The sequence below is a fragment of the Streptomyces sp. NPDC006208 genome (assembly GCF_040613775.1).
In the GTDB taxonomy this organism is placed as follows: domain Bacteria; phylum Actinomycetota; class Actinomycetes; order Streptomycetales; family Streptomycetaceae; genus Streptomyces.
In genome coordinates this window covers 18,616-34,885 of sequence record NZ_JBEXSW010000020.1, presented here as the reverse complement: position 1 = coordinate 34,885, position 16,270 = coordinate 18,616, and the positions used below count along the sequence as shown (strand labels likewise).

Below are 16,270 nucleotides of genomic sequence, written 5' to 3'. Positions count from 1 at the left end.
GCGTGACGTGGCCGCTGCCGGGCCCGGCCGTTCCGCTAGGCCAGCGGGCCGATCACCGGCTCGACGGCCTCGACGAGCTTCCCGTCCCGTACGAAGGCGTCCGCGGCCTCCAGGTCGGGGGCGAGGAACCGGTCAGGGCCGGGGCCCTCGACGCCCGCGGCGCGCAGGGCGGCGATGGCGGCCTGCGAGGCGGGGGCCGGGGTCAGATGGCGCCGCAGTTCGATCGCGCGGGTCGCCGCGTACAGCTCGACGGCGATGATCCGGTTGAGGTTGCCGATGGCGGTGCGCAGCTTGCGCGCGGCCGACCAGCCCATGGAGACGTGGTCCTCCTGCATCGCGGAGGACGGGATGGAGTCGGCGGATGCCGGGACGGCCTGCCGCTTCATCTCGCTGACCAGGGCGGCCTGGGTGTACTGGGCGATCATCAGGCCGGAGTCGACGCCGGCGTCGTCGGCGAGGAACGGCGGCAGGCCGTGCGAGCGGTTCTTGTCGAGGAGCCGGTCGGTGCGGCGCTCGGCGATGGAGCCGAGGTCTGCGGCGGCGATGGCGAGGAAGTCCAGGACGTACGCGACGGGTGCGCCGTGGAAGTTGCCGTTGGACTCGACCCTTCCGTCGGCGAGTACCACCGGGTTGTCGACCGAGGAGGCGAGTTCGCGGTCGGCGACCAGGCGGGCGTGCGCCATCGTGTCGCGGCCGGCGCCCGCGACCTGCGGGGCGCAGCGCACCGAGTAGGCGTCCTGGACGCGGGGCGCCTCCTCCTCCTGGAAGTGGCCGGTGAGCCCGGAGCCCTTGAGCACCGCGAGCATGTTGGCGGCCGAGGCGGCCTGGCCGGGGTGCGGGCGGATGGCGTGCAGCTCGGGGGCGAGGACCTTCTCGGTGCCGAGCAGGGCCTCCAGCGACAGGGCGGCGGTGACGTCGGCGGACTTGTAGAGCCGCTCGAGGTCGGCGAGGGCCATGATCAGCATGCCGAGCATGCCGTCGGTGCCGTTGAGGAGGGCGAGGCCCTCCTTCTCGCGCAGCACGACGGGCTCGATGCCGTGCTCGGCGAGGAGCTCACCGGCCGGGCGGACGGTGCCGTCGGGGCCTTCGGCGTCCCCCTCGCCCATGAGGGCCAGGGCGCAGTGGGAGAGCGGGGCGAGGTCTCCGGAGCAGCCCAGGGAGCCGTACTCGTGGACGACGGGCGTGATGCCGGCGTTCAGCACGTCGGCCATGGTCTGCGCGACCTCGGGGCGTACTCCGGTGTGGCCGGAGGCGACGGTCTTCAGGCGCAGGAACATCAGGGCGCGGACGACCTCGCGCTCGACGCGCGGGCCCATACCGGCGGCGTGCGAGCGCACGATGTTGCGCTGCAGCTGGGCCCGGAGGTCGGGGTTGATGTGCCGGGAGGCGAGGGCGCCGAATCCGGTGGAGACCCCGTAGACGGGCTCGGGCTTGGCGGCCAGTGCGTCCACGACGGCGCGGGCCGCTGCGAGGGCGGTGCGGGCCTCGTCGGAGAGCTCGATACGGGCGCCCCCGCGGGCCACGGCGATGACGTCGGCGGCGGTGGTACCGGACGTCCCCACCACGACAGTGTGCATATCCATATTCAGCAGCGTACGGACTGAATCCAAACCTGTCACCAGTGGCGGCCGAGTTCGCCCCTTACTCCCCGGTAGGGGCCAGACCTCCCTGCACTCGCCCGGAGAGCGCTCAGGGCTCGCTCCACGGCTCCTGGTCGTCCTCCGGGCGCGCGTCCCGGAAGCGGCGGCGGTCCTGCGGCGAGCGCGGCGGGGTGTCGGCGAGCCGGAGCACCGTGCCGTCACGGCCCGCCACCACCGGCTTCGGGGAGCGCGCCGCCTTCGCCCGGTACTGGGCCGCGTCCGCGAGCCGGAACAGCCGGCGGCCCGAGCGGACCTGGCCGATCGGGTCCCCGGTCGACGCGACCCCGCACGCGACACCCTCGCCGAGCTCCAACCCCTGGGCACGGACGCACAGTTCATCGGCGACCCGGACCACGTCGCCCGCCGAAGGGCCCACCGTGACCAGACAGAACTCGTCCCCGCCCAGCCGGGCGGCCAGCGCGCCCGGCAGCATCGCGCCGCACAGCGACAGGACCGATCCGAACCGCTCCAGCAGCCGGTCGCCGACCGCGTGGCCGTGGGTGTCGTTCACCTGCTTCAGGCCGTTGAGATCGCAAACGACGAGACTGACGACCGTCCCGTCCGCGCGGTGCGCCTCGATGGCCTCGTCGAGACGGGCGTCGACGGCACGGCGGTTGGCGAGTCCGGTCAGCGGATCGGTGAAGGCGAGCCGGCGCACCTCCTCCAGCCGCTCGGTCTGCGAGATCCCGGCGGCCACGACCGAGGCGAGGACCGTGGCGAAGTCGGCGTCGTCCCGGTCGAAGACGGGGGCGGCCGGCGGGCGTGCGACATAGAGCTCGCCCCAGGCCCGCCCGTGCAGCACGATCGGCGCGACGACGCAGCAACCGCGCTTGCGGCGCCGCAGGGCCGCCATCCTCTGGTGGCTGTAGCCGTGCTCGGGCGTGGCCGGACCGTCCACCGTCTCCACCCAGCCGTCCGGTTCTCCGCCGGCGGCCCAACGCTCGTGCAGGAACTCGGCGATCTCCGGGAAGTGGTTGACGGGGTACGTCTCCGACTCGGGGAACTCCTCCTCGCCGTCGGCCCGTTCGCCCGCGTTGACGAGCACCCGGAGCCGCCCGCGCTCCCGCTCCCACACCGAGAGCGCGGCGAAGGTCCCGGCGAGCGCGTCACAGGCGCCCAGCGCCGCCGCCCGCCAGGAGTCGCGCGGTGTGTGCGCGGCCGCCATCGCCTGCGCCAGCGCCACCACGGCCCTCAACCGCCGATCCTCAGCCATCACCCCAGCTTAGGGAGGTTTCGGCCAGTTTGATCAGTTGGGTTGCACCGCGCGCCCCGAGGGTCGGCCGATCACTCTCCGGGCCACTGGGGCGTGCGCTTCTCGTTGAAGGCCGCCACGCCCTCGGCGCGGTCCCCGGAGAAGGCGGTGGCACGCCAGGCCGCGTCCTCGACCTCCAGGCCGGCCCGCAGGTCGAGTCCCTGCCCGAGCCGCATCGCGCGCTTGGCGTTGCGCAGCCCGACCGGGGAGTTCGCGGCGATCCTGGTGGCGAGGGCGAGGGCCTCGGCGCGGGCGTCGTCCGCGAGGACGTCGACCAGACCCAACTCCCGCGCCTCGGCGGCCTCCACCCGCCGTGCCGAGAAGACCAGCTCGGCGGCCCGGGCCGCACCGACGCGGCGCGGCAGCAGCTGGGTGCCGCCGCCTCCGGGGATGACTCCGACGGAAACCTCGGGCAGACCGACGACGGCGGTGGCGTCGGCGACGATCACATCGCAGGACAGCGCGAGCTCGAATCCCCCGCCGAGCGCGAATCCGTGCACGGCGGCGATGGCCGGCATCGGCAGCTCCAGCACGCCGGTGTACGCGCCCCGCGCGGTGGGCCGCTGCCGCACCAACTCGGCGTCGGTGAAGGAGTTCCGCTCCTTGAGGTCGGCGCCGACGCAGAAGGCCCGCTCGTGCGAGGAGGTCAGGACGGTCACGCGTACGTCCCGGTCCGCGCCGAGCGCGGCACAGGCGGCACCGATGGAGCGGGCCATCTCGGTGGAGACGGCGTTCATGGCCTTCGGCCGGTCCAGCACGAGCTCGGCGACATGCCCCTGCTCGTGCCTGCGCACGACGACGAACTCCCCGAACCGCTGCTCGGACTCGGCCATGTGACGACCCCTCCCTGGGGGTTTGGGGGGAACCCCCGAGGAACACGGAACGATGATTCACCGGGATCATAGGCGTGGTCCCCGCGGGAACGCGATGCCCGGCCGCGGGACGCTGCCCAGGACGCCGGGGCAGTGCTCAGGATGTCGGGGCGGTGCTCAGGATGTCGGGGCGGTGCTCAGGATGTCGGGCGCCGCGACAGCAGCCACGGCTCGATCACGCCGAGGCCACGCACCGGCCGCTGCCACATCGGCTGGAGGGCGAAGCGGTATGCGGGGGGCTCGGCGCCCTCCTTCTCCGCCGTGGCCGCCTCCTGGGCCGCCTCCGCCTCCGAGGCCGGTGCGTCTCCCGTGCGGATCAGCTCCTCGGCGAACGCCCCGTCGACCAGGACCGCGTCCTTCGGCGCTATCGAGGTGAGGCGGCTCGCCAGGTTCACCGTCGTACCGAACACGTCGCCCATGCGCGTCGTGACCGTGCCGAAGGCGATGCCGACCCGCAGCGCCGGCATCGACTCGTCGTGCGTCATGGCGTCGATCAGGCGCAGCGCGATCTCCGCCGCCGTGCCCGCGTCGTCCGCCGCGTACAGCACCTCGTCACCGAGGGTCTTGATCAGCCGGCCGCCGTGCGCCGCGACCAGGTCCGCGCACGTGGTCTCGAACGACTCGACCAGCTCGCCGAGTTCTTCCTCCTCCAGGCGGCGGGTCAGCCGCGTGAAGCCCACGAGGTCCGCGAAACCGACGGCCAGCCTGCGGTCGACCATCTCCTCGTCGTCGGCGGCCTGCACCACGCGTCCGGTGGCCGCGGCGAGCTGCCGCCGCCACACGTAGACCAGGAACTCCTCGAGCTCGGGCAGCAGCAGCTCGACCAGCGGATAGGTGACCTCGGTGCGGGTCATCCCCGGCTCGGGCGGCTCGGTCAGGCCCTCCAGGAAGGAATCGATCTGCCATTCCGCCAGCCGGGCGGTGGTCTGCCCGGTCGAGCGCGCGACCTGGATCGCCATCGGCTCGCTGAGCAGGCCTGCCTCGACCAGACCGGCCAGCCGCCGCAGCGCCAGCACGTCCGCCTCGGTCAGCGCCTTCGCCTGCCCGATGTCGGCGAAGCCCATCGCCCGCCAGAACCGCGAGGCCAGCTCCATGGAGACGCCCGCGGTGCGGGCCGCCTGGAAGGGGGTGTAGCGCCGCTCGGCCCCCAGGATCAGCTGCTCCAGCCGGATGGCGAGCGGGTCGTGCGTCGGTTCCGCCGTGTGGTCGACCTCGTGGTGCGGCGTCGGGTGCACCGAGGACGACGAGCGGGCGGACGCGCCGGAGGAGCCGGAGGAGGAGTCCGACGGCGGCTGTGCGCCCGCGCCGGAAGTGGTGTCGTCGACGGTCACCAGCCGCCTCCTGCCCGTTCCCTGCGCAATGCCCTGCCGATCTGTCGCCGAACGCCTCAACGATACGGCAGGTGTGCCCTGGCTCACGTCCCGGCGACCGGACGGATTCAGTGGATTCGGCGGATTCGAGATGGATGAGGATTGAACCGCAACCGGCGGCCGGCCCCTGGGCGGCGGTCAGGTCGCCGGCCGCAGATGGACGATGTCCCCCGCGCTGACCGCGTGCCGCTCGCCGTCCCCCGTCCGCAGCACCAGGCGCCCGTCCCCGTCGAGCGCCACCGCTTCGCCGGTGAGGGAGCGCGCGCCGGGCAGCTCGGCCCGCACCTCGCGCCCCAGGGTCGAGCAGCCCGCCGCGTACGCCGCCTGGAGCCCGCTCGCGCCCGGGTCGCCGCCTGCCGCCCGCCAGTCGCCGTACCACCGCTCGAGCGAGCGCAGCACGGCCCGCAGCAGCGGGTCGCGGTCGGTGGAGACGGCGTTCGCCAGGCCCAGCGACCCCGCCGTCGGGACGGGGAGCTCGTCGGCCCGCAGGGACACATTGATCCCCATGCCGACGACGACCGCCTCGTCCCCGGCGCGCTCGGCCAGGATCCCGCCCGCCTTGCGTTCCTCGCCACCGACGGTGACCATCAGGTCATTAGGCCATTTGAGGGACATGTCGACCCCGGCGGCCTTGGCGAGCCCGGTCGCGGCGGCCACTCCGGTGAGCAGCGCCATCCAGCCCCAGCGCGCCACGGGCACGTCGGTGCCGGGGCGCAGGAGTACGGACAGGAACAGGCCCGAGCGCGCGGGAGCGGTCCAGCTCCGGTCCAGCCGCCCCCGCCCGGCGGTCTGCTCCTCGGCGATGAGCACGGCGCCCTCGGGCCTGGACGTGGCCAGCGCGGCCAGGTCGGAGTTGGTGGAGCCGGTGGAGGTGACCACATCGAGAGAGGTCCACAAGGAGCCCGGCACCAGCAGGGCCCTGCGCAGTGCGGCAACGTTCAGCGGGGGCCGGTCGAGGTCGGACCAGCGGCTGTCGGGCGCATTCTGTGGCGTCATGCAAGCCAGGTTAGGTGTGGCCAACGCCGCACTGCCGAACGGTATCCGCGCCGATACGCTACGAGTCAGTAGCAACGGAACCCGTTACGCACCCCCTTTACCGACCCCGTGACCAGCCAGGGAGCCGCATCCCGATGTCCGAGCCGGAAGAGATCGCCCTCTCTCTGAATCAAAGCAGCCACACCACCGCGGGAAAGATCGCGGATCTGCAGCGCCGTATTGACGAGGCGACGCACGCCGGCTCCGCTCGCGCGGTGGAAAAGCAGCACGCCAAGGGCAAGTTGACGGCCCGGGAGCGGGTCGACCTGCTCCTCGACGAGGACTCCTTCGTCGAGCTGGACGAGTTCGCCCGGCACCGCTCCACCAACTTCGGCCTGGACAAGACCCGTCCCTACGGCGACGGTGTGGTCACCGGATACGGCACCGTCGACGGCCGCCCGGTAGCCGTGTTCTCGCAGGACTTCACCGTCTTCGGTGGTGCTCTCGGCGAGGTGTTCGGCCAGAAGATCATCAAGGTGATGGACTTCGCGCTGAAGACCGGCTGCCCGGTCATCGGCATCAACGACTCCGGCGGCGCCCGTATCCAGGAGGGCGTCAGCGCCCTCGGCATGTACGGCGAGATCTTCCGCCGCAACACGCATGCGTCGGGTGTCATTCCGCAGATCAGCCTGATCGTCGGCCCGTGCGCGGGCGGCGCGGTCTACTCCCCCGCGATCACCGACTTCACGGTGATGGTCGACCAGACCTCGCACATGTTCATCACCGGCCCCGACGTCATCAAGACGGTCACCGGCGAGGACGTCGGCTTCGAGGAGCTGGGCGGCGCCCGCACGCACAACACCACGTCGGGTGTCGCGCACCACATGTCGGGCGACGAGAAGGACGCGATCGAGTACGTCAAGTCCCTGCTGTCGTACCTGCCGTCCAACAACCTGTCCGAGCCGCCCGCCTTCCCGGAGCCGGCGGACACGGCGGTGAGTGCCGAGGACCGCGAACTGGACACCCTCATCCCGGACTCCGCGAACCAGCCGTACGACATGCACACGGTCATCGAGCATGTGCTGGACGAGGGTGAGTTCCTGGAGACCCAGGCGATGTTCGCGCCGAACATCCTCACCGGCTTCGGCCGGGTGGAGGGCTTCCCGGTCGGCATCGTGGCGAACCAGCCCATGCAGTTCGCCGGCTGCCTCGACATCAACGCCTCCGAGAAGGCCGCGCGCTTCGTGCGCACCTGCGACGCGTTCAACGTCCCGGTGCTGACGTTCGTGGACGTGCCGGGCTTCCTGCCGGGTGTCGACCAGGAGTACAGCGGCATCATCCGGCGCGGGGCGAAGCTGATCTACGCGTACGCGGAGGCGACCGTCCCGCTGATCACGGTGATCACGCGCAAGGCGTTCGGCGGTGCCTACGACGTCATGGGCTCCAAGCACCTGGGCGCCGACCTCAACCTGGCCTGGCCCACCTCGCAGATCGCGGTGATGGGCGCCCAGGGCGCGGTCAACATCCTGCACCGGCGCACCATCGCGGCCGCGGAGGACCAGGAGGCGACCCGGGCGCGCCTGATCCAGGAGTACGAGGACGCACTGCTCAACCCGTACACGGCGGCCGAGCGCGGCTACATCGACGCGGTGATCATGCCGTCGGAGACGCGGGCGCAGGTCGTCAAGGGTCTGCGTCAGCTGCGGACGAAGCGGGAGAGCCTGCCCCCGAAGAAGCACGGCAACATCCCCCTCTAGGAAAGGGACTTCGGGATGATCAAGGTCGTACGAGGAAACCCGACCCCGGAGGAACTGGCCGCCGCACTGGCGGTGGTTCAGGCGCGGGCCGCGGCGACGGCGAACGCCGAGGCCGGGGACCCGCTGCCGCCCGAGGGATGGTCGGACCCGGCGCGGATCGCGCGTACACGCAGGCCGCTGCCGGGACCGCGGTCCTGGGCGCGCAGCTACTGGCCGGTGTAGCGAGCCCCTGTGCTGTGAAGTGAAAGGTGGACGGGCCGGATCCCGCAGGCATGCTGTTGGTCGATCCGGTTCTTCGCGTGACGTCGGCTCCCAGGACCTGATTGCGGTCCTGGGAGCCGACGTCGTTGCACGGGGAAGGTGCCGATGCCGGAGGAGCCGGGGGAGCTTCCGGTGGCCACGGTGCGGGTGGCGCGGGCGGCCTTCCCCTGGGGAAGCCCGGTCGGCGCCGGGCCCGGCGCCCTGCGAAAGAGTGGCTCGTGGTCCCGCCGCGGGGTCAGGGTTGAGTACGCGTACTCAGGCGCGACGCGGGAGGCGCCAGCAGGATCGAAGGCATGCTGTGGTCCGACCCCGAGAACGAGCCCCCCAAGGAAATGCGCGACATGCAGGCCGTGCTGCGACGAGCCGGGGTTGTGCTGGCGCTGGCGATGGTGGTGGTGATGTTCCTGTCCGGCCTGCGCTGAGCCGGCGCCAGGGGCTCGGGCTGTGCGGGACGTTCCCGGGGGCATCGGGCCGGGCCCGGGGCGGCAGGCCGCTGCGCCTACGATGAGGCCCATGACCTCCGTCGCCCGCCCTCGCGTCGTCCTCGCCTCCGCTTCTCCGGCCCGTCTGGGCCTGCTCCGGCAGGCAGGTCTCGCCCCCGAGGTGATCGTCAGCGGCGTCGACGAGGACAGGCTGAGCGCCCCGACCCCGGCGGAGCTGGCCCTGGTGCTCGCCGAGGCCAAGACCGCCGCGGTGGCGGCCCGCCCCGAGGTCGCGGGCGCCCTGGTGATCGGCTGCGACTCGGTGCTCGACTTCGACGGGCAGGCGCTGGGCAAGCCCGCGGACGGGGAGGAGGCGACGGCTCGCTGGAAGGCGATGCGCGCCCGCTCCGGGGTGCTCCGGACGGGTCACTGCCTGATCGACACGGCGACCGGCCGGCATGTGTCCAGGACCGCGTCGACCGTCGTGCGCTTCGGGGAGCCGACGGACGCCGAGATCGCCGCGTACGTCGCCAGCGGCGAACCGCTCCATGTGGCGGGCGCGTTCACCCTGGACGGCCGCTCGGCGGCGTTCATCGACGGGATCGAGGGCGACTACGGGAACGTCATCGGGCTCTCGCTGCCGCTGCTGCGCACGCTCCTTGCGGAACTGGACTTCTCGATCACCGACCTCTGGGCCTGATCCGGAGGGGCTGCCGGCATCCGCCGGCACCCCGCAACAGCCCCCGGGCGGCTCGCTCCGGGCGCGGCGGCGGCTCCGTCCGCTAGGCGGGCGCCGCGCCCTTCGTGGCGGCGGGGCCGGGCCCGTCCTCGGTCTCCGGCGCGGCCCGCCCGAACTCCTTGCCGTACGCGATCAGCGACGCCACGATCAGGGCGAGCACCGTCATCATGAACCCGAACGCGTACCAGCCGACCAGACCCACCGTCAGCGCACCCAGCACACCGTGCGTGACCGCGCAGCTGATCAGCAGGACACGGGCGAACCGGCCCGGGGCCCGGTCGCGCACAGCGGCGAGCACCAGGGCGACGCTGCACGACGCCAGAAACAGGCCGGTCGCTATCCCCAGCGCCCACGTGCCGGTGACCATCGCGTCAGGATCGAGGCCGTCCAGCGACATCTGCTGAGCCTCGACGAACCTGGCCATGATGCCGTTGAGCGCCACGAAGCCGACGGCCTCCACCAGCAGGACAAGCGCAGCCACTACGGCCACCGGTCTGCGCGCCACGGCGCCCCCAACCCTCTGTGTTACCGGATGTGCGTACGACAGCGCGAACGCTACTAACGGGTAAACCCCGGGACAAGAGGCGTGGCACGCCCGGCCTCACGGCAAAGAATCACCGACGCCTTCGTAGGGACCCCACAAAGAAACCCGTTCGGCGGCTTGCCCTGCGAACAGAGACCTTGGCCACACCAGAGGGTTACTGTGCGGAGGAGGAACCCGTCGTACCGTGGTGCGACAAGGGATTTCGCGGTTGCGCGAGCCTCGAATCACGCTCCGTGTGGGCAAGCTCACCACTGGGGACGGGTCGAAAGGCCGTGTCGGCAGTCCCTAAACTCAGCTTGTTTCAAGGAGGGAGCCATCGTGCGCAAGGTGCTCATCGCCAACCGTGGCGAAATCGCTGTCCGCGTTGCCCGTGCCTGCCGGGACGCCGGGATCTCGAGCGTAGCCGTCTACGCCGATCCGGACCGGGACGCATTGCATGTCCGCGCGGCCGACGAAGCGTTCGCCCTGGGCGGTGACACCCCGGCCACCAGTTATCTGGACATGGCCAAGGTGCTCCAGGCCGCAGCCGATTCCGGAGCCGATGCCGTCCATCCCGGATACGGCTTCCTCTCGGAGAACGCGGAGTTCGCCCAGGCGGTCATCGACGCCGGCCTGACCTGGATCGGCCCGCCCCCGCAGGCCATCCGGGACCTCGGCGACAAGGTCGCCGCCCGTCACATCGCCCAGCGCGCCGGCGCCCCGCTGGTCGCCGGGACCCCCGACCCCGTCTCCGGCGCCGACGAGGTCGTCGCGTTCGCCCAGCAGCACGGGCTGCCGATCGCCATCAAGGCCGCCTTCGGCGGCGGCGGCCGCGGTCTGAAGGTCGCCCGCACCCTCGAAGAGGTCCCGGAGCTGTACGAGTCCGCGGTCCGCGAGGCCGTCGCCGCGTTCGGCCGCGGCGAGTGCTTCGTCGAGCGGTACCTCGACAAGCCGCGCCACGTGGAGACCCAGTGCCTGGCCGACAGCCACGGCAACGTCGTGGTCGTCTCCACCCGGGACTGCTCCCTCCAGCGCCGCCACCAGAAGCTGGTCGAGGAGGCCCCGGCGCCCTTCCTCACCGACAAGCAGAACGCCGAGCTGTACCGCGCCTCCAAGGCCATCCTCAAGGAAGCCGGCTACGTCGGCGCCGGCACCGTCGAGTTCCTCGTCGGCACCGACGGCACCATCTCCTTCCTCGAGGTCAACACCCGCCTCCAGGTCGAACACCCGGTCACCGAAGAGGTCACCGGCATCGACCTGGTCCGCGAGATGTTCCGCATCGCCGACGGCGAGAAGCTCGGTTACGACGACCCGGCCGTGCGCGGCCACTCCTTCGAGTTCCGCATCAACGGTGAGGACCCCGGCCGGGGCTTCCTGCCCGCGCCCGGCACCGTCACCACCTTCGCCCCGCCCAGCGGCCCGGGCGTCCGCCTCGACGCGGGTGTGGAGTCCGGCTCCGTGATCGGCCCGGCGTGGGACTCGCTGCTGGCGAAGCTGATCGTCACCGGTGCCACGCGTGAGCAGGCGCTGCAGCGCGCGGCGCGTGCGCTGGCCGAGTTCCAGGTCGAGGGCATGGCCACCGCCATCCCGTTCCACCGTGCGGTCGTGTCCGACCCGGCGTTCACCGCCGACCCGTTCCGCGTCCACACCCGGTGGATCGAGACCGAGTTCGTCAACGACATCAAGCCCTACGTCATGCCCGCCGACACGGAGGAGGACGAGGAGGCCGGCCGCGAGACCATCGTGGTCGAGGTCGGCGGCAAGCGCCTCGAGGTCTCCCTGCCGTCCTCGCTCGGCATGACCCTGGCCCGCACCGGCCTCGCCGCCGGCGCCAAGCCCAAGCGCAGGGCCACCAAGAAGTCCGCCTCGGCCGCCTCCGGTGACACCCTCACCTCTCCCATGCAGGGCACCATCGTCAAGGTCGCCGTCGAGGAAGGCCAGGAGGTCCAGGAAGGCGACCTCATCGTCGTCCTCGAAGCCATGAAGATGGAACAGCCGCTCAACGCCCACCGCTCCGGCACGGTCAAGGGCCTGTCGGCGGAGGTCGGCGCGTCGCTGACGTCCGGCGCGACCATCTGCGAGATCAAGGACTGATCCGCCGGATCGTCCACCACGTGTGGGGCCTGCCCGGTCCATAGGACAACGGGCAGGCCCCACACGTATGTTCAGCGCCGATTCTCTCTCTATCGGATCAATTACTTGTCCGGCCTATCGGCACACCACCTGTGCGGGCGCGCCGAGTTGGCGGAGAACGAAGTGTGTCGGCCGTCCGGCACCAAGGCGCCTGGATACGCTTTCCGCGTCGCGTCATCCACTGCGCCCACCACAAATCGAGGATCGAATGTCCGTCAGAGATTGGCGAGGAAAGCTGAATCCCGGTTCACGGACCGGAAGACGTGTGACCAAGGCGTTGATGACGTTTCTCGCCGTCACCACGGTCTGTTCGGGACTGACCTGGACGGTGGTCTCCCTGACCGGGAACAGCGCCGATGCGAAAGCGCCGGTCGCATGCTCCTACACAGCCACCGGAGGCAGGACGTCCGTCGGACTCCCCACCTTCGACGCCGCGGCCGCCTCGCGGCCGTACACCGCCACTCTGGTCACCAACAGGGGAGACATCACCTTCGAGGCCCTGACGCAGGAGGCGCCCTGCGCCACCACCTCGTTCTCCTTCCTTGCCGGGAAGAAGTACTTCGACGACAGCAAGTGTCACCGCCTGACCACGCGGGGAATCTTCGTGCTGGAATGCGGGGATCCCGACGGCAAGGGCACAGCAGATCCTGGGTATTTCTTCACGGACGAGAATCTTGGCGGATCGAAATACACGGCCGGCACCGTGTCGATGTCCAAGGCGGTTCCCGGAAGGAACGGCAGCCAGTTCTTCATCACTTACGCTGACCCCAAGGTCAGAATGGGCCCCAACTGGACCACGTTCGGGAAAGTCATCAGCGGAATGGACGTGCTGCACGAGATCGCCGACAGGGGAACCGCCGACGAATCCGCCGACGGAAGGCCCAGAAATCCCGTTGTCATCGAGTCGGTGACCGTGGCGCGGGCAGCGGCCCCGACCCCGGGCAAGAGCCGCGACTGACATGCGAGTGGGGTGCCGCCGACTTGTCCGGCACCCCGCCGGCTGCGCGGGGCGAACGGCCCGTCGGGCCGCAGAGACACCCTCCGGTCCAGCGATGGCATCCTGGACGACAGGGCGGACTCCGGGAGGACGGCTCGATGGCAAGCAGTACGGCCCGTACGGCAGCGGGCCCGGCACGACCCATGCGGGCCGATGCGCGCCGCAACTACGAGCGCCTGCTGACCGAAGCGCGTGCCGTGTTCGCGCAGTACGGCACGGACGGTTCGCTCGAGGAGATCGCGCGCCGCTCCGGTGTGGGCATCGGCACGCTGTACCGGCACTTCCCGAACCGGCAGTCGATCATGTGCGCGGTCTTCCAGGAGGCGCTCGCAGCACTGCTGGAACGCTCCCGCGAACTGGCCGCCGCCGAGCAGCCGTGCACGGCGCTCGTCGAGTGGCTGCGCGCCATCATCACTCATGCGAGTGAGTACCGGGGCCTGTCGCGGGCGCTCATGTCGGCGTCCCACGACAGGGGTTCGGCGCTCTCGTCGTGCAGCGAGCCGCTGCACGCGGCGGGCGAGCGGCTGCTGGTACGGGCGCAGCTGAGCGGGTCGGTACGGGCGGATGTGTCGATCGCCGACCTGATGCAGCTGACGAACGCGATCGCACTGGCGGCGGAACAGGACCCGAAGGACGAGGAGCTGGCCGACCGGCTGCTGACGCTGACGCTGCGGGGGCTGAGAGCGGACGGGGCGGCCGACGGAGCATGACCGGCCCGGGCCGGGCGAAGCCCGGCACCGCGCCACCTCCGGCCACGCCCCCGGTCAGCGGCGCCGCAGGTCGGCGACGCGCGGCGTACGGTCCAGGGGATCAGGCGCCAGGGCTCCCGTCGTACTGCGCAGCTGGGTGGTACGGGTGCGGCGCTGGACCGGCAGAGGCACGTCGTGGCGTGACGGGCGGGAGCCCTCCACCGGCGGCGCTCCCGCGCCGGCCACGGCGATCTGGACGCCCTGGTCGGCCAGCGCCTGCAGCTCGGTGGCGGCGCGGTCGTCATGCACCGGCGGCTCGTCCGTGACGAGGCGCGTGATCACATCCGTCGGCACCGTCTGGAACATCGTGTCGGTGCCGAGCTTGGTGTGGTCGGCGAGCACCACGACTTCCGCCGCTGCCTGCACCAGCGCCCGGTCCACGCTCGCCGAGAGCATGTTGGACGTGGACAGGCCGCGCTCCGCGGTCAGCCCGCTGCCGGACAGGAAGGCCCGGGACACCCGCAGCCCCTGCAGGGACTGCTCCGCCCCGCTGCCCACCAGCGCGTAGTTGGAGCCACGCAGTGTCCCTCCGGTCATGACGACTTCCACCCGGTTGGCATGGGCCAGCGACTGGGCGACGAGCAGGGAGTTGGTGACGACGGTCAGTCCGGGTACGCGGGCGAGCCGGCGGGCCAGCTCCTGCGTCGTCGTCCCCGCGCCGACCACAATGGCCTCGCCCTCTTCGACGAGGCTCGCGGCGAGGTCGGCGATGGCCGTCTTCTCCGCGCTGGCGGCCAGGGATTTCTGCGGGAAGCCGGACTCACGGGTGAATCCGCCCGGGAGTACCGCACCGCCGTGCCGGCGGTCGAGGAGTCCTTCGGCCTCGAGCGCCCGCACGTCCCGCCGTACGGTCACTTCCGAGGTCTGGACGACGCGGGCGAGCTCACGGAGCGACACGGCACCGTTGGCACGCACCATTTCGAGGATCAATTGGCGACGTTCTGCAGCGAACACGAAACTGACAGTAACCCCAGCGGCCGATCGTTTTCAGCACTATGCGCCGATTTACCGAAGTTGCGCATCGGGGCACCCGTCAAGTGGTATATGCGCGCTCGAAGTTGATCGGCCGCCAGGCGAAGTGCCCGGGGTTCACCGGATTTACGCCTCGCCCGTGGCCTTCCGGGTCTGCAACTGCCGCGCCACCTCGGCGATCGACCCCGACAGAGACGGGTACACGGTGAAAGCGTTTGCGATCTGTTCGACCGTCAGGTTGTTGTCGACGGCGATCGAGATGGGGTGGATCAGTTCCGAAGCGCGCGGCGAGACGACCACTCCGCCGACCACGATCCCGGTGCCCGGCCGGCAGAAGATCTTGACGAAGCCGTCCCTGATGCCCTGCATCTTCGCGCGCGGGTTGCGCAGCAGCGGCAGCTTCACCATCCGGGCGTCGATCTTGCCCGCGTCCACGTCCGCCTGGCTGTACCCGACCGTCGCGATCTCCGGGTCGGTGAAGACGTTCGCCGAGACGGTCTTGAGGTTCAGCGGCGTGACTGCGTCGCCGAGGAAGTGGTACATCGCGATCCGGCCCTGCATCGCCGCGACCGACGCGAGCGCGAAGACACCGGTGACGTCACCGGCCGCGTACACGCCGGGCGCCGTCGTACGCGACACCTTGTCCGTCCAGATGTGTCCCGAGTCCCTCAGCCGGACCCCGGCCTCCTCCAGACCCATGCCCGCGCTGTTCGGGATCGCGCCGACCGCCATCAGGCAGTGCGAACCGGAGATGACGCGGCCGTCGGAGAGCGTGACCTCGACCCGGTCGCCCACGCGCTTGGCGGACTCGGCGCGGGAACGGGCCATCACGTTCATGCCGCGGCGGCGGAAGACGTCCTCGAGGACCGCGGCGGCGTCCGGGTCCTCGCCCGGCAGCACGCGGTCGCGCGAGGAGACGAGCGTGACCCGGGACCCGAGCGCCTGGTAGGCGCCGGCGAACTCCGCGCCCGTGACACCGGAACCGACCACGATGAGCTCCTCGGGGAGCTCGTTCAGGTCGTACACCTGGGTCCAGTTGAGAATGCGCTCTCCGTCGGGCTGGGCGTCCGGGATCTCGCGCGGGTGGCCACCGGTCGCGATCAGCACGGCGTCCGCGGTGAGCGTCTCCTCGGTGCCGTCGGCCGCGCGCACGACCACCCGGCGGGAACCGTCCATCGCCTGCTGCCCCTCCAGCCGGCCACGGCCGCGCATGACGCGCGCGCCCGCCCGGGTGACGGAGGCGGTGATGTCGTGGGACTGGGCGAGGGCGAGCCGCTTCACCCGTCGGTTGACCTTGCCGAGGTCCACGCCGACGACGCGGGCGGCCTGCTCGATGTGCGGCGTGTCGTCGGCCACGATGATGCCGAGCTCCTCGTACGAGGAGTCGAAGTTGGTCATCACCTCGGCCGTCGCGATCAGGGTCTTCGACGGCACGCAGTCGGTCAGGACCGACGCCCCGCCCAGACCGTCGCAGTCGACGACGGTCACCTCCGCACCGAGCTGGGCGCCCACCAGGGCGGCCTCATATCCGCCGGGTCCGCCACCGATGATCACGATCCGGGTCACGAAAAAGTCCGCCTCGCATTGTCGGTCCCGGCGCGCCTGCCC

Annotated in this window: 15 protein-coding genes; 7 read left to right on the top strand and 8 right to left on the bottom strand. The window is 71.3% G+C overall.

Going from position 1 to position 16,270, the window contains the following annotated elements; translation table 11 throughout:
* Window positions 1-35: 35 nt before the first annotated feature.
* The 5 genes from hutH to ABZ208_RS18090 all read right to left on the bottom strand — a co-directional run bounded on the left by hutH (window position 36) and on the right by ABZ208_RS18090 (window position 6,130).
* Window positions 36-1,577, bottom strand: coding sequence for a histidine ammonia-lyase (gene hutH / locus ABZ208_RS18110; protein ID WP_356910536.1), 1,542 nt, complete (start codon window positions 1,575-1,577; stop codon window positions 36-38).
* Between the two features lie 112 nt (window positions 1,578-1,689).
* Complete coding sequence (locus tag ABZ208_RS18105) at window positions 1,690-2,856, bottom strand: sensor domain-containing diguanylate cyclase (RefSeq protein ID WP_356910449.1); 1,167 nt, start codon at window positions 2,854-2,856, stop codon at window positions 1,690-1,692.
* A gap of 68 nt (window positions 2,857-2,924) precedes the next feature.
* Window positions 2,925-3,725, bottom strand: coding sequence for an enoyl-CoA hydratase-related protein (locus tag ABZ208_RS18100; RefSeq protein ID WP_356910448.1), 801 nt, complete (start codon window positions 3,723-3,725; stop codon window positions 2,925-2,927).
* Window positions 3,726-3,901: 176 nt separating this feature from the next.
* Complete coding sequence (locus tag ABZ208_RS18095) at window positions 3,902-5,095, bottom strand: adenylate/guanylate cyclase domain-containing protein (protein ID WP_356910447.1); 1,194 nt, start codon at window positions 5,093-5,095, stop codon at window positions 3,902-3,904.
* A 177-nt stretch (window positions 5,096-5,272) separates the two neighbouring features.
* Complete coding sequence (locus ABZ208_RS18090; RefSeq protein WP_356910446.1) at window positions 5,273-6,130, bottom strand: biotin--[acetyl-CoA-carboxylase] ligase; 858 nt, start codon at window positions 6,128-6,130, stop codon at window positions 5,273-5,275.
* Window positions 6,131-6,264: 134 nt separating this feature from the next.
* Between ABZ208_RS18090 and ABZ208_RS18085 the strand changes: the two genes are divergently transcribed.
* The 4 genes from ABZ208_RS18085 (at window position 6,265) to ABZ208_RS18070 (ending at window position 9,249) form a co-directional block, all read left to right on the top strand.
* On the top strand, window positions 6,265-7,866 hold the full coding sequence (locus tag ABZ208_RS18085) for an acyl-CoA carboxylase subunit beta (RefSeq protein ID WP_328397152.1): 1,602 nt from the start codon (window positions 6,265-6,267) through the stop codon (window positions 7,864-7,866).
* 15 nt (window positions 7,867-7,881) lie between these two features.
* Entirely contained in the window at window positions 7,882-8,088 is a 207-nt protein-coding gene (locus ABZ208_RS18080) for an acyl-CoA carboxylase epsilon subunit (protein WP_356910445.1), read from the top strand.
* A 332-nt stretch (window positions 8,089-8,420) separates the two neighbouring features.
* Window positions 8,421-8,549, top strand: a complete 129-nt coding sequence (locus tag ABZ208_RS18075; RefSeq protein ID WP_328397156.1) for a hypothetical protein — start codon at window positions 8,421-8,423, stop codon at window positions 8,547-8,549.
* A gap of 91 nt (window positions 8,550-8,640) precedes the next feature.
* Window positions 8,641-9,249: a nucleoside triphosphate pyrophosphatase gene (locus tag ABZ208_RS18070; RefSeq protein ID WP_356910444.1), complete on the top strand. Its 609-nt coding sequence runs from the start codon at window positions 8,641-8,643 to the stop codon at window positions 9,247-9,249.
* An 82-nt stretch (window positions 9,250-9,331) separates the two neighbouring features.
* Here the strand turns inward: ABZ208_RS18070 and ABZ208_RS18065 are convergent, their stop codons facing one another.
* A complete protein-coding gene (locus ABZ208_RS18065) occupies window positions 9,332-9,769 on the bottom strand; it encodes a hypothetical protein (protein WP_356910443.1) in 438 nt (145 codons plus the stop codon).
* A 381-nt stretch (window positions 9,770-10,150) separates the two neighbouring features.
* On the opposite strand from ABZ208_RS18065, the gene ABZ208_RS18060 reads away from it, so the two are divergent.
* The 3 genes from ABZ208_RS18060 to ABZ208_RS18050 all read left to right on the top strand — a co-directional run bounded on the left by ABZ208_RS18060 (window position 10,151) and on the right by ABZ208_RS18050 (window position 13,651).
* Window positions 10,151-11,905 carry a biotin carboxylase N-terminal domain-containing protein gene (locus tag ABZ208_RS18060; protein WP_356910442.1) on the top strand — a complete coding sequence of 585 codons (1,755 nt, stop codon included), beginning with the start codon at window positions 10,151-10,153 and terminating at the stop codon, window positions 11,903-11,905.
* Window positions 11,906-12,224: 319 nt separating this feature from the next.
* The gene (locus ABZ208_RS18055; protein ID WP_356910441.1) at window positions 12,225-12,902 is read left to right on the top strand and encodes a peptidylprolyl isomerase; all 678 of its coding nucleotides are present in this window, start codon (window positions 12,225-12,227) and stop codon (window positions 12,900-12,902) included.
* Between the two features lie 137 nt (window positions 12,903-13,039).
* Window positions 13,040-13,651 (top strand): TetR family transcriptional regulator, encoded by a 612-nt coding sequence (locus ABZ208_RS18050; protein ID WP_356910440.1) that lies wholly within the window; start codon window positions 13,040-13,042, stop codon window positions 13,649-13,651.
* Between the two features lie 54 nt (window positions 13,652-13,705).
* On the opposite strand, the gene ABZ208_RS18045 is transcribed toward ABZ208_RS18050, so the two are convergent.
* Window positions 13,706-14,644: a DeoR/GlpR family DNA-binding transcription regulator gene (locus tag ABZ208_RS18045; RefSeq protein ID WP_328397168.1), complete on the bottom strand. Its 939-nt coding sequence runs from the start codon at window positions 14,642-14,644 to the stop codon at window positions 13,706-13,708.
* A gap of 144 nt (window positions 14,645-14,788) precedes the next feature.
* On the bottom strand, window positions 14,789-16,228 hold the full coding sequence (locus ABZ208_RS18040; protein ID WP_356910439.1) for an NAD(P)H-quinone dehydrogenase: 1,440 nt from the start codon (window positions 16,226-16,228) through the stop codon (window positions 14,789-14,791).
* Between the last annotated feature and the right edge of the window lie 42 nt (window positions 16,229-16,270).